The 12,331-nt window shown below is 71.6% G+C and carries 12 protein-coding genes; 3 read left to right on the plus strand and 9 right to left on the minus strand.

Annotated features, from left to right (window positions below):
• The first annotated feature begins 678 nt into the window (after positions 1-678).
• On the plus strand, positions 679-1,707 hold the full coding sequence (gene trpS / locus ACGFZN_RS35025; RefSeq protein WP_393862505.1) for a tryptophan--tRNA ligase: 1,029 nt from the start codon (positions 679-681) through the stop codon (positions 1,705-1,707).
• A 138-nt stretch (positions 1,708-1,845) separates the two neighbouring features.
• Here trpS and proC read toward each other — a convergent pair whose 3' ends face one another.
• From proC to ACGFZN_RS35045, 4 genes are all read right to left on the minus strand, one after another.
• Positions 1,846-2,658: a pyrroline-5-carboxylate reductase gene (gene proC / locus ACGFZN_RS35030; protein ID WP_360153775.1), complete on the minus strand. Its 813-nt coding sequence runs from the start codon at positions 2,656-2,658 to the stop codon at positions 1,846-1,848.
• 82 nt (positions 2,659-2,740) lie between these two features.
• The gene (locus ACGFZN_RS35035; protein ID WP_393862506.1) at positions 2,741-3,535 is read right to left on the minus strand and encodes an ABC transporter permease; all 795 of its coding nucleotides are present in this window, start codon (positions 3,533-3,535) and stop codon (positions 2,741-2,743) included.
• A 37-nt stretch (positions 3,536-3,572) separates the two neighbouring features.
• A complete protein-coding gene (locus ACGFZN_RS35040) occupies positions 3,573-4,406 on the minus strand; it encodes an ABC transporter ATP-binding protein (protein WP_393862507.1) in 834 nt (277 codons plus the stop codon).
• A 114-nt stretch (positions 4,407-4,520) separates the two neighbouring features.
• Positions 4,521-5,333: a class I SAM-dependent methyltransferase gene (locus ACGFZN_RS35045; protein WP_393862508.1), complete on the minus strand. Its 813-nt coding sequence runs from the start codon at positions 5,331-5,333 to the stop codon at positions 4,521-4,523.
• Between the two features lie 247 nt (positions 5,334-5,580).
• Between ACGFZN_RS35045 and ACGFZN_RS35050 the strand changes: the two genes are divergently transcribed.
• Positions 5,581-6,036 carry an SAM-dependent methyltransferase gene (locus ACGFZN_RS35050; protein WP_393862603.1) on the plus strand — a complete coding sequence of 152 codons (456 nt, stop codon included), beginning with the start codon at positions 5,581-5,583 and terminating at the stop codon, positions 6,034-6,036.
• 33 nt (positions 6,037-6,069) lie between these two features.
• On the opposite strand, the gene ACGFZN_RS35055 is transcribed toward ACGFZN_RS35050, so the two are convergent.
• The 3 genes from ACGFZN_RS35055 to ACGFZN_RS35065 all read right to left on the minus strand — a co-directional run bounded on the left by ACGFZN_RS35055 (position 6,070) and on the right by ACGFZN_RS35065 (position 7,325).
• On the minus strand, positions 6,070-6,594 hold the full coding sequence (locus ACGFZN_RS35055; protein WP_393862509.1) for an EamA/RhaT family transporter: 525 nt from the start codon (positions 6,592-6,594) through the stop codon (positions 6,070-6,072).
• 53 nt (positions 6,595-6,647) lie between these two features.
• A complete protein-coding gene (locus tag ACGFZN_RS35060) occupies positions 6,648-6,938 on the minus strand; it encodes an SH3 domain-containing protein (RefSeq protein WP_393862604.1) in 291 nt (96 codons plus the stop codon).
• A gap of 72 nt (positions 6,939-7,010) precedes the next feature.
• A complete protein-coding gene (locus tag ACGFZN_RS35065; RefSeq protein WP_393862510.1) occupies positions 7,011-7,325 on the minus strand; it encodes an SH3 domain-containing protein in 315 nt (104 codons plus the stop codon).
• Between the two features lie 138 nt (positions 7,326-7,463).
• Between ACGFZN_RS35065 and ACGFZN_RS35070 the strand changes: the two genes are divergently transcribed.
• On the plus strand, positions 7,464-9,575 hold the full coding sequence (locus tag ACGFZN_RS35070; RefSeq protein WP_393862511.1) for a serine/threonine-protein kinase: 2,112 nt from the start codon (positions 7,464-7,466) through the stop codon (positions 9,573-9,575).
• Positions 9,576-9,633: 58 nt separating this feature from the next.
• Here the strand turns inward: ACGFZN_RS35070 and ilvD are convergent, their stop codons facing one another.
• Both ilvD and ACGFZN_RS35080 read right to left on the minus strand, forming a co-directional pair.
• Positions 9,634-11,487: a dihydroxy-acid dehydratase gene (gene ilvD / locus ACGFZN_RS35075; protein ID WP_393862512.1), complete on the minus strand. Its 1,854-nt coding sequence runs from the start codon at positions 11,485-11,487 to the stop codon at positions 9,634-9,636.
• A gap of 133 nt (positions 11,488-11,620) precedes the next feature.
• The gene (locus ACGFZN_RS35080) at positions 11,621-12,295 is read right to left on the minus strand and encodes a TetR family transcriptional regulator (protein ID WP_393862605.1); all 675 of its coding nucleotides are present in this window, start codon (positions 12,293-12,295) and stop codon (positions 11,621-11,623) included.
• Positions 12,296-12,331: the final 36 nt, after the last annotated feature.

Below are 12,331 nucleotides of genomic sequence, written 5' to 3' on the forward strand. Positions count from 1 at the left end.
CTGGCGTTGACTTTTGGCACGCTGTTGAGTTCTCAAGGAACGGTCGCTTCCTTCGTACTCACCCTCTCGGGCTTTCCTCCGGGCGCTTCCCTTCGTTTCCGACTCTATCAGATCTTTCCGATCCGATTTCCTCGGTGCTTTCCAGGCTCCCGCGTTTGTCTCGCGGTTTCCTTTCCGGCGTTTCCGACTCTATCAGATCCTTTCGGCGTCTGACTCCCAGTCAGGGGGTTTGTCGTCTCGGCTGTTGGGCCGTTCGGACGAGTGAGACTTTAGCGGATTCCGTGCTCCCGAGCGAATCGGGGGCTGCGTTCTTTCGAACGCGGATTCCTCATTTCGCAAATACGCACGCCAATGCAGTCGGCGCCGGAGCGTCGATTGCGGTGGTACTTGCGGAGTGGCTGTCCGGGGACCGACCGGGGTCGGCGCTCACGTCGGACAACTCGGAGAACCTTACGGATCGGCGTGCGGCGTGTCAACTCTGTGCCGGGCGTCCCCCGGGGGCGTACTCTTTTCGGCATGACGACGCGTACGTGTACCCAGCTCTGGTGGGCCGCCTGACGGCGGCCGTACTCACGTATGCAACCAACGGCCGCCGCTTCGGCGGCCGTTCTCGTATCTCCTCCGGACTCCGGGGGCCGGCCGCAGGAGCGGTGGTCCCGACCAGGAGGTGGAGTGGAGATGACGCGGGTCTTCAGCGGGGTTCAGCCGACCGGGCACCTGACGCTGGGCAACTATCTGGGAGCGCTGCGGCGCTGGGTGGAGACGGACCAGCACCAGGCCGACTCGGTGTTCTGCGTCGTGGACCTGCACGCGCTGACCGTGGACCAGGATCCGGCGCGGCTGCTCAGGCTCAGCCGGCAGACGGCGACGTTGATGCTGGCGGCCGGGCTGGATCCGGAGGTCTGCACGGTGTTCCTGCAGAGTCATGTCGACGAGCACACCAGGCTGTCGTACCTGCTGGAGTGCGTGGCGACCGACGGTGAGATGCGCCGGATGATCCAGTACAAGGAGAAGACGGCGAAGGTCCGGGAGCGCGGTGGGACCGTGCGGCTGTCGCTGCTGACGTATCCGGTGCTGATGGCGGCGGACATCCTGGGGTACGGCGCGGACGAGGTGCCGGTCGGCGACGACCAGGTGCAGCATGTGGAGCTGGCGCGAGATCTGGCCGTGCGGTTCAACCAGCGGTTCGGGCACACGTTCGTGGTGCCGAGGGCGACGCGCCCGGCGGTCGCGGCGCGCGTGATGAATCTGCAGAACCCGATGTCCAAGATGGGGAAGTCGGACGAGTCGGGGCTGGGTGTCGTCTATCTGCTGGACGAGCCGGACGCCGTGCGGAAGAAGATCATGCGGGCCGTCACCGACAGCGGGCGCGCGGTGGAGTACGACCGGGAGGGCCGGCCGGGGGTCGCGAACCTGCTGGAGATTCTCGCTGCGTGCACGGGCGGGAACCCTGAGTCACTGGCATCCGTTTACGACTCGTACGGCGCTTTGAAGAAGGACACCGCGGAGGCGGTGGTGGAGGTCCTCAGGCCCGTGCAGGCCAGGCACAGGGAGCTGTGCGCCGATCCCGGCTATGTGGAGGGGGTGCTGCGGGATGGAGCGGAGAAGGCGAGGGCGATGGCCCGGCCGACCGTCGATGCGGCGTACCGGGCGATCGGGTTGTTGCCTCCGGTGTTCGATACGGCGCTGAGCGCGGCCGGCCGTTAGGGCGGCCGGGGCGGCCCGTGCGGGTCCGCCGCGGCCGGCCGTTAGGGCGGCCGGGGCGGCCCGTGCGGGTCCGGTGCCTGGGGCCGGTCCTGGCGTGCGGGGGCGGGCGGTGGTGAGCCGTCGGCCCCCGGCACCGGGTCAGTCCTTCTTGCCGGAGGCGAGTTCGCGGCTGCGGTCGCGGGCGGCTTCGAGGGCGGCGATGAGGGCGGCTCGTACGCCGTGGTTCTCCAGTTCGCGGATGGCGTTGATCGTGGTGCCCGCCGGTGAGGTGACGTTCTCACGGAGCTTGACGGGGTGTTCGCCGCTGTCGCGGAGCATCACGGCGGCGCCGATGGCGGACTGGACGATGAGGTCGTGGGCCTTGTCGCGGGGCAGGCCGAGCAGGATGCCGGCGTCGGTCATGGCCTCGACCAGGTAGAAGAAGTACGCGGGGCCGGAGCCGGACAGGGCGGTGCAGGCGTCCTGCTGGGTCTCGGGGACGCGGAGTGTCTTTCCGACGGCGCCGAAGATCTCCTCGGCGTGCGCGAGGTGCTGCTCGGTGGCGTGGCTGCCGGCGGAGATCACCGACATGGCCTCGTCGACGAGGGCGGGGGTGTTGGTCATGACCCGGACGACCGGGGTGCCTGCGGCCAGGCGCTCCTCGAAGAAGGAGGTGGGGATACCGGCGGCGCCGCTGATGATCAGGCGGTCGGCGGGGACGTGGGGGGCCAGCTCGTCCAGGAGGGTGCCCATGTCCTGCGGCTTGACCGTGAGGATGAGGGTGTCGGCGGTCTTGGCGGCCTCGGTGTTGGTGACCGGGCTGACGCCGTGACGGGCGCGGAGTTCTTCGGCGCGTTCGGGGCGGCGGGCGGTGACCAGGAGGTCGGCGGGGGCCCAGCCGGCCCGGATCATTCCGCTGAGCAGGGCTTCGCCGATCTTGCCGGTGCCGAGGACTGCGACTTTCTGGCTCATGGGGTTCAGTTTTGCACCGGTGAGGAGCGGGGCGGCCGCCTTGTCCGCTGGGCGGACGCCCGCTGGCTCCGGGGTCCGGTGCTCACGCTGTCCGGCGTCGCAGGGTCGCCGCGCCCAGCGCCAGGACCAGCAGGGCGCAGCCGGCCACGATCAGGACGTCCCGCACGAAGGTCGCGGTCATGTCGGTGTGGTGCAGGACCTGGTTCATGCCGTCGACGGCGTACGACATGGGCAGCACGTCGGAGACGGCCGTGAGGACGGGGTGCATGTCGGAGCGGGGCGTGAACAGGCCGCACAGCAGGAGCTGGGGAAAGATCACCGCGGGCATGAACTGGACGGCCTGGAACTCCGAGGCGGCGAAGGCGGAGACGAAGAGGCCGAGGGCCGTGCCGAGCAGGGCGTCGAGGAGGGCGACGAGGAGCAGCAGCCAGGGGGATCCGGTGACGTCGAGGCCGAGCAGCCACAGGGCGAGTCCGGTGGCGAGGGCGGACTGGACGACGGCGAGCGTGCCGAAGGCGAGGGCGTAGCCGGCGATGAGGTCGGCCTTGCCGAGCGGCATGGCGAGGAGGCGTTCGAGGGTGCCGGAGGTGCGTTCGCGCAGGGTGGCTATGGAGGTGACCAGGAACATCGTGATCAGCGGGAAGACGCCGAGCAGGGAGGCGCCGATGTTGTCGAAGGTGCGGGGGCTGGCGTCGAAGACGTAGCGCAGCAGGACGAGCATCAGGCACGGGACGAGGAGCATCAGCGCGATGGTGCGCGGGTCGTGCCGGAGCTGGCGCAGCACCCGGGCGGCGGTGGCGGTCGTACGGGAGAGGGTGAAGGCGCCCGTGGAGGCGGTGGCTGCGGTCGCGGGGGTCGCGGGGGCGGTCGTACTCATCGGGTCATCCTCATCGGGCTCATCGGGCGCATCGGGGTCATCGGGTCGTGGGCTGGGGGCGGTGTGCGGCGGCCTCGTCGACGAGGCGGAGGAAGGCGGCCTCGACGGTGTCGGCGCCGGTGCGGGTGCGCAGTTCCTCGGGTGCGTCCTCGGCGAGGATCTCGCCCTCGCGCATGAGCAGAAGGCGGTGGCAGCGCTCGGCCTCGTCCATGACGTGGGAGGAGACGAGGAGGGTGGCGCCGCGGTCGGCGAGGTCGTGGAAGAGGTTCCACAGGTCGCGGCGCAGGACGGGGTCGAGGCCGACGGTCGGTTCGTCCAGGACGAGGAGTTCGGGGCTGCCGAGCAGGGCGACGGCCAGCGAGACGCGACCGCGCTGACCGCCGGAGAGGTTGCCGGCGAGCGTGTCGGCGTGGCTGGTGAGGTCGACGTCGGCGATGGCTCGGGTGACGTGGTCGTGCCGGCGTTCGGCGGCCGCGTGGCCCGGGTCGAGGATCGCGGCGAAGTAGTCGAGGTTCTGGCGGACGGTCAGATCGTCGTAGACGGAGGGGGCCTGGGTGACGTAGCCGACGCGGCTGCGCAGGGCGGGGTGGCCGGCCGGGCGGCCGAGGACGTCGAGGGTGCCGGTGACCTTGGCCTGGGTGCCGACGATCGCGCGCATGAGGGTGGACTTGCCACAGCCGGAGGGGCCGAGCAGGCCGGTGATCCGGCCGCGGGGGATGGTGAAGCGGAGGTGGCGCAGGACGGTGCGGGGGCCGCGGACGACGGTGAGGTCGTCGGCGTGGACGGCGGGGGTGGCGGGCGTGGTCGCCGCTGCGGGCGCGGTGGAGGTGCCGGGGGACTCGGAGGGTGGTTCCGGCGAGTAATTCATCATGCGATGAATAATCGGCCTGGGCGCCCCCGCCGTCAAGGGCCGGGTCGCGGTGGGCATACGGCAGCGGCGGCCGGGGAGTACCCGACCGCCGCCGATGCCAGGACGCCGCGCGGGTCAGGGCTTGCGGGCGACGAGGAGGAGCACGTCGTAGGTCTCCTCGACGATGCCGTCGGGGAACACCTTCAGCAGGTGGGCGCGCTCCTCCTCCAGGAAGGCCGTCCTGCGGTCCTCGGGCGTGAGGAGGAAGGCGGAGTGGCTGCCGATGTTGGCGAGGTGCGTGTCGATCGGGACGCGGCGGCTCCAGCGGACCTCCCGGCGGCTGAAGCGGAGTCGGCCGCTGGGGTCGGCGAGTTCCGTACGGCCGGCGTCGCGCTTCTGGGCGACCACGTCCACGCCCAGGAAGCGGCCGATACGGGCGGCGGCGTCGGCGATCCAGTCGACGTCCCGGGCGTCGCCGTTCCACCACAGCGCCAGCGCGCCGCCCGGCCGCAGCACCCGCAGCGCCTCCGGCACCGAGCGGGCGGTGTCGGTCCAGTGCCAGGCCTGGGCGTAGGTGATGAAGTCGGCGGAGGCGCCGGCGAGGGGAAGGGCGTCACCGGTGCCGCGGACGATCGGGAGCTGCGGCAGGCCGCGGCGGAACTCGGCGGCCATTCCGGCGCCGGGTTCGACGGCGAGTACGTCGGCGCCGCGGGCGTGCAGCAGGGCGGTCGCGATGCCGGTGCCGGCGCCGACGTCGACGACCCTGGCGCCGGACAGCGAGCGGCCGGCCAGCTCCTCGACGGCGTCGAAGAGGGCGGGCGGGTAGGAGGGGCGGTTCGCGGCGTACTGGGCCGCGGCGGAGTTGAAGGAGTGCGCGCGGGCCGTGTTGGAGAGGGCGCGAGCGAGTGAGGGGGAGGGCGATGGGCAGGGCGGCTGTGGCGTGGTCATACGGACATGGTCGGCCGGAGGGGATGGTGACGGCAGTGGTTTTCGCGGCGGGGCACCGGCGAGGCGGCGTCCGGCGGCAGCGGAGCATGGGCGCGTGAGCGGCGGGACAGCTCCGGTTGGGGATGGGGGTGGAGTCGCATCCAAGTCGCTTACTCTGCCGGTGTGTTCCGCGAGGGAGGGGGCCGCCGTGGGCGGGCAGGGTGAGGAGGCGGCGCACGCCGCCGGAGGCGTCACGGGCAGCGGGGATGTGGTGGTGCGGCCGGTCGGGCGGGTCGTCGGTGGGCGTGGGGAGGTGCGGGACGACGAGTGGGGTGCGGTGCGGGCCGTGATCCGCATCGACGGTGACCGGTTCGGGGCGGAGGCCCTGGCCGGACTTGAGGACTTCTCCCACCTCGAGGTCGTCTACCACTTCGACCGGGTGCCGGAGGAGAGGATCGAGACCGGGGCCCGGCATCCACGCGGCAACACCGACTGGCCGAAGGTCGGCATCTTCGCCCAGCGCGGCAAGAACCGCCCCAACCGGATCGGGGTCTCCCGCTGCCGGCTCCTGCGGGTCGACGGGCTGGAGGTGCACGTCGAGGGGCTGGACGCGGTGGACGGCACGCCTGTGCTGGACATCAAGCCGTACATGACGGAGTTCGGGCCGCAGGGCGCGACACGTCAGCCGGAGTGGGCGACGGCCATCATGAGCAGCTACTACTGACCTTCGCTCCAGCCGCTCGGCTGGCCCGTGTCCCTACCGCCGGCGCTTCTTCTTCGACGGGTTGCCGGTGCGGCGGGAAGAGCGGCGGGCGTACTCCTCGCGGGCCCGGTCGTACTCCTCGCGGTGGAGTTTTTCGCCCGGGGCCTCGGTGAGGGAGCGGAAGAAGTAGGCGAGGAGGGAGCCGACGAAGCCGATGGCGAGCAGGCCGCGCAGGGAGGCCTGGCGCTGCGGGTCGTGGCGCTTGCCGAAGCCCTCCCAGGTGTTGCGGAAGGCGAGTGCGCTGCAGATCGCGAACATGGCGATGATCAGCACGGTCACGAAGGAGCCGGTGCCGGCGATCCGGATGCCCTCGTAGGCGAAGCGGAGGACCAGGCAGGAGACGACGGCGGCGGCGAGGGAGCCGACGGCGACGCCGGCCCGGCGGGCGGCGTAGCCGTGGTCGTGGTGCACCCAGGTGGTGCCGAAGAAGCGGAGGGGCTCGGGGCGGGGTCCGCCGCCCTGGGCCGTACCGCCCGCGGAGCCCGCCGGGGTGTCCGGGGTGCCGTTCTCGTCGCTCACGCAACGATTATGGCGCTCGGCCCGGCGAGGGCGGGCTCCGGGTGGGACGGGTGTCAGCCGCAGCGCGGTGCGATGTAGCCGTCGCTGCCCGTCTGGACGTAGGTGTCGGAGACGTACTCGCCGTTGTCGATGTTGTCCCAGATGTTCGACGTGCCGTAGGGGCCGGTGACCGTCGTGCCCGGGGTCTGGCAGAAGATCGGGACCTTGGCGCCCTCGGCCAGGACACGCACGATGTTGTAGCTGGTGCCGGGGCCGCTGCGGACGTTCAGGCGGACGCCCGGGGCGACGGAGTAGTAGCGGAGATCGGTGGACGCCGCCGAAGCCGGCAGGCTGAGCACGGTCAGGAACGCCCCCGCGGCGGCGGCCAGGACAGCGGTTCTGCGCTTGAGTGAGGTCACTTGTGTCCTTTGGGTGCGTCAGGCGCAGCGGGAGGCGATGTAACCGTCGCTGCCGGTCTGGACGTAGGCGTCGGAGACGTACTCGCCGTTGTTGATGTTGTCCCAGATGTTCGAGGTGCCGTAGGGACCCGTCACCGTCGTGCCCGGCGTCTGGCAGAAGATCGGGACGCGGGTGTCCTCGGTGAGGACCCGGATGATGCTGTAGTTGGTGCCGGGGCCGCTGCGGACGTTCAGGCGGACGCCCGGGGCGACCGGGTAGGTGCGTACGGCAGATTCCGCTGTGAGCGCGTCGTTCTCGCCGCCGCTCGCGGTCTCCGCGTGTTCGACTGACATGACGGTCCTCCCCCGTGTTCAACAGAAACGCGTGTGCGCAACTCGCGCGCGCAGGCTAGCAAGCCGCCTCTGTCTCGCACGAGTCATCGACTAGGCTCCGTGCGTCGCGCGCGCGGACGAACAGCACGGGGGTGGTCCATGACGCCACAGCGCAGGCCCGGGGCGGGCGCGGAAGCGGAACTTCCCGAGTACGCCGGTCAGTACCTCCTGGAGTCCTGTCTGGGGTCCGGTGGCATGGGTGTGGTGCATCTGGCCCGCAGTACCTCCGGGCTGAAGCTCGCGGTGAAGGTCGTACACGCGGAGTTCGCGAGGGATCCCGAGTTCAGGGCCCGTTTCCGGCAGGAGGTGGCTGCGGCCCGCAGGGTGAGCGGCGCCTTCACCGCGCCCGTCGTGGACGCCGACCCGGAGGCCGGACGGCCCTGGATGGCCACGCTGTTCATTCCCGGTCCGACGCTCTCGGAGCAGGTGAAACGGAACGGCCCGATGCCTGCGGCACAGTTGCGGCGGCTCATGGCCGGGCTCGCCGAGGCGTTGCGTGACATCCATCGGGTCGGGGTCGTGCACCGGGATCTCAAGCCGAGCAACGTGCTGCTGGCCGAGGACGGGCCGAAAGTCATCGACTTCGGCATCTCCAGGCCCACGGACAGCGAACTGCGCACCGAGACCGGCAAGTTGATCGGCACGCCGCCCTTCATGGCACCCGAGCAGTTCCGGCGTCCGCGCGACGTGGGGCCGGCGGCGGACATCTTCGCGCTCGGCTCGGTGATGGTGCATGCGGCGACCGGGCGGGGGCCGTTCGACTCCGACAGCCCGTACGTCGTCGCGTATCAGGTCGTGCACGACGAGCCGGATCTGACCGGGGTGCCGGAGAACCTCGCGCCGCTGATCCTGCGGTGTCTCGCCAAGGAGCCCGCGGAGCGGCCGACGCCCGACGAACTCATGCGGGAACTGCGGTCCGTGGCGGCCTCGTACGACACGCAGGCGTTCATACCGGCGCAGCGCACCGGGCACGACGTGCCGGCGCCGGAACCCGCCGGTGCCGAGCCTGCGCCCGGGCCGCGCAGGCGCTTCGGCAGGCTTGCTGCCCTCGGCGCCGGGGTGCTCGCCCTCGCTCTGGCCGGTGTGTTCTCCGCGCTGCTGTGGCCGGGGGGCGACAAAGGTCTTCCGGCCCAGCACACCGACGTACGCACCGTCCCCTCCGGGTTCGCCGCATGGCGGACGAAGCCGAGCGCGAAGGGCTCCGGGATGCCGCAATGCGTCGAGGGAGCGGGGAAGTTGCTCTGCGTCCGGTCCGGCCTGGCGTTCGCTCTCGATCCAGCGCACGGCTCGCTCCTGTGGCGCCGCCCGGTCGCCGACGAACGCACCAGCGACGCTCCGGCCTTCTCGGACGGCCTGCTGTTGCTGCCGGCGGAGGGCGGCCGGCGTGTGGTGGCGCTGGAGCCCGCCTCGGGCAGGCCGCGCTGGCAGCGGGACATACCCGCGCACACGGGGATCCGGTGCGCCGGGTCCATGCTCCTTGTCACCGGCACGGACGGGACGGTCACCGGGGTGGCCGGGGCGTCGGGCGACACCATGTGGCACCGGCGGGTGTCCGGGACCGGCACACCATTCCTGGCGCACTACGACGGCGATCCCCTGGCCTATGCGACGAGCACGTCGGCGGACGGGGCGTCCACGCAGGTCACCGCCCTGGACCCGCGCACCGGCACCGCGCGCTGGGAGGCGCGGCTGAAGGGTACGCTGCAGCCCATCGGCAGCCGGCGCGGTTCCCTGTTCCTGCTGGCCTTGGACCCCGTCTCGGGGGACGCGAACGCCGTCGTCCGGTATGCACCGGGCTCACAGCCGGACGCGAAATCCGTACGCCGTGTCGCTCTGTCCGTTCCGCTGACGGCACCCCAGGCCACCGTGCGCGGCGATGTCGTCAACCTGCTGGCGGCCGGCGGCTCGCTGGAGGCCCTGGACCTCCGCACCGGCACACGGCTGTGGCACGTCGAGACGTCCGTCACTCGTGGTTCGGTGCCGGTCGTCTCCGCGGACCACGTCTACTTCACCGCGCCGGACGGGCGCCTGCTCGCCTTCGACGCACGCGACGGAAGCCTGGTGGGGCAGACACCGTCGCGGCTCGGCACGAACGCGGGCCAGGTCGCGGGGGTCGTGCCGGCCCCGCTGCTCATCGGCTCGCGCGTCTACGCCACCGCCCCCGACGGCACCGTCTTCGCCGTCTCCGCGCGCGATCCGGCCGGCTGGTGACGCGGGAAGGGGCCGCTCCCAAGGCGGCGGGAAGCGGCCCCTTGCCTGGTGTGCGGGTTCAGCCCAGCTTGGTGACGTCCCGGACCGCGCCCTTGTCGGCGCTGGTGGCCATCGCGGCGTAGGCGCGGAGGGCGGCGGAGACCTTGCGGTCGCGGTTCCCGGGGGCGTACACGCCGTTCAGGGCCTGCTCGCGGCGGGCCAGTTCGGCCTCGTCGACGAGGAGTTCGATCGTGCGGTTCGGGATGTCGATGCGGATGCGGTCGCCGTCCTGGACGAGGGCGATCGTGCCGCCGGAGGCGGCCTCCGGGGAGGCGTGGCCGATGGACAGGCCGGAGGTGCCGCCGGAGAAGCGGCCGTCGGTGATCAGCGCGCAGGTCTTGCCGAGGCCGCGGCCCTTCAGGTACGAGGTCGGGTAGAGCATCTCCTGCATGCCGGGGCCGCCCTTGGGGCCCTCGTAGCGGATGACGACGACGTCGCCGTCCTTGACCTCCTGGGTGAGGATCCGCTGGACGGCCTCCTCCTGGGACTCGCAGACGACCGCGGGGCCCTCGAAGGTCCAGATGGACTCGTCCACGCCGGCCGTCTTCACGACGCACCCGTCGACCGCCAGGTTGCCCTTGAGGACCGCCAGGCCGCCGTCCTTGGAGTAGGCGTGCTCGACGGAGCGGATGCAACCGTTCTCGGCGTCGTCGTCCAGGGCCTCCCAGCGCTCGGACTGGGAGAAGGCCTCGGCGGAGCGCTTGCAGCCGGGGGCCGCGTGCCACAGTTCGACCGCCTCGGGGGACGGGGAACCGCCGCGCACGTCCCAGGTCTTGAGCCAGTCGGCCAGGGACGGGCTGTGGACGGCGTGCACGTCCTCGTTGAGCAGGCCGGCGCGGTGCAGTTCGCCGAGCAGGGCCGGGATGCCGCCGGCGCGGTGCACGTCCTCCATGTAGTACGTGCGGTTCTTCGCGACGTTCGGGGCGACCTTGGCCAGGCACGGGACCCGGCGGGAGACGGCGTCGATCTGCTCCAGGCCGAAGGGGACGCCCGCCTCCTGGGCGGCGGCCAGCAGGTGCAGGATCGTGTTGGTGGAGCCGCCCATCGCGATGTCCAGGGCCATGGCGTTCTCGAAGGCCTGGAAGGTGGCGATGCTGCGCGGCAGGACCGAGTCGTCGTCCTGCTCGTAGTAGCGGCGGGTGAGGTCCATGACCGTGCGGGCCGCGTCGACGTAGAGCTGCCGGCGCGCGGTGTGCGTGGCGAGGACCGAGCCGTTGCCGGGGAGGGAGAGGCCGATGGCCTCGGTCAGGCAGTTCATCGAGTTGGCGGTGAACATGCCGGAACAGCTGCCGCAGGTCGGGCAGGCGTTCTCCTCGATGCGGAGGATGTCCTCGTCGGAGATCTTGTCGTTGACGGCGTCGGAGATCGCGTCGACCAGGTCGAGGGTGCGGACCGTGCCGTCGACCAGGGTGGCGCGGCCGGACTCCATGGGGCCGCCGGAGACGAAGACCGTGGGGATGTTCAGGCGCAGGGCGGCCAGCAGCATGCCCGGGGTGATCTTGTCGCAGTTGGAGATGCAGACCAGGGCGTCGGCGCAGTGCGCCTCGACCATGTACTCGACGCTGTCCGCGATCAGGTCGCGGGAGGGCAGCGAGTAGAGCATGCCGCCGTGGCCCATGGCGATGCCGTCGTCGACCGCGATGGTGTTGAACTCGCGCGGGATGCCGCCCGCCTCCGTGATCGCCTCGGAGACGATCCGGCCGACCGGCTGCAGATGGGTGTGGCCGGGGACGAACTCGGTGAAGGAGTTGGCGACGGCGATGATCGGCTTCCGGCCGATGTCCGCACCCGGTACACCGGAGGCGCGCATAAGGGCGCGGGCGCCCGCCATGTTGCGGCCGTGGGTGACTGTGCGGGACCTCAGCTCGGGCATCGTCGCTCGCTCCTTCGAAGATCTGCCAGACAATTCTGGTTGTCTCCGAGCGTACGCCGGTGCTCCAAACGCTGGACACGGCTGTCCGGAATGCGGGACGGCCGTCTCGGCGACACGGGGCCCGCAGCGCGGCTCAGGTGCTGGTCAGGTGGTGCTGTACGACCGGTGCGACGCGCGCGATGATCTGCTCCAGGTCGGCGGACGCCAGCGGCTCCAGCTTGACGACGTACCGCATCATCGCCGTACCCACCAGCTGGGCGGCGGCCAGCTCGGCGCGCAGCTCGGCGTCGGGCAGGTCCAGCTGGGCGGCGATGCGGCGCAGCAGCTGGGAGGCGACGAGCCGGCGGAAGACGGCGGCGGCGGTGTCGTTGCTGACCGCGGACCGGAGGATCGCGAGGAGCGGCGTACGGGTCGTGGGGTTCTCCCAGACGCCGAAGACGAACCGGGTCAGCCGCTCCCCCACCCCGTCGACGGGGCCGGCGGCCAGGGCCTCGGGGGCGTTCAGCGCGGGCGCGAAGGCCACCGCGATCGCCGCCTCGAAGACCTGCTCCTTGGTGCCGAAGTAGTGGTGGACCAGCGCGGAGTCGACACCGGCCGCCTTGGCGATGCCGCGCACCGACGTCTTCTCGTACCCACGCTCGGAGAACTCCTCACGGGCGACGGCGAGGATCCGGTCACGGGTGTCCGCGGACTCGGCACGCGGGGGCCTTCCGCGCCGACGCGCAGGCTGAGCGTCGCCCGGCTCGGCGTCGGGCTCGGTACGCGGGGAAGTGCTGTGATCGCGGGCCGACCGTGCGCCACCAGGCACGGCGGACGGCTCGGGGCGCGGGGACCTGCCCGGGCC

This window comes from Streptomyces sp. NPDC048192 (assembly GCF_043202415.1).
GTDB lineage: Bacteria > Actinomycetota > Actinomycetes > Streptomycetales > Streptomycetaceae > Streptomyces.

Coding starts and splice junctions, on each gene's coding strand:
- ACGFZN_RS35035 (WP_393862506.1), bottom strand. CDS start 3,535: ATGAGTACGACCGCCCCCGCGACCCCCGCGACCGCAGCCACCGCCTCC.
- ACGFZN_RS35040 (WP_393862507.1), bottom strand. CDS start 4,406: ATGATGAATTACTCGCCGGAACCACCCTCCGAGTCCCCCGGCACCTCC.
- ACGFZN_RS35070 (WP_393862511.1), top strand. CDS start 7,464: ATGACGCCACAGCGCAGGCCCGGGGCGGGCGCGGAAGCGGAACTTCCC.
- trpS (WP_393862505.1), top strand. CDS start 679: ATGACGCGGGTCTTCAGCGGGGTTCAGCCGACCGGGCACCTGACGCTG.
- ilvD (WP_393862512.1), bottom strand. CDS start 11,487: ATGCCCGAGCTGAGGTCCCGCACAGTCACCCACGGCCGCAACATGGCG.
- ACGFZN_RS35045 (WP_393862508.1), bottom strand. CDS start 5,333: ATGACCACGCCACAGCCGCCCTGCCCATCGCCCTCCCCCTCACTCGCT.
- proC (WP_360153775.1), bottom strand. CDS start 2,658: ATGAGCCAGAAAGTCGCAGTCCTCGGCACCGGCAAGATCGGCGAAGCC.
- ACGFZN_RS35065 (WP_393862510.1), bottom strand. CDS start 7,325: ATGTCAGTCGAACACGCGGAGACCGCGAGCGGCGGCGAGAACGACGCG.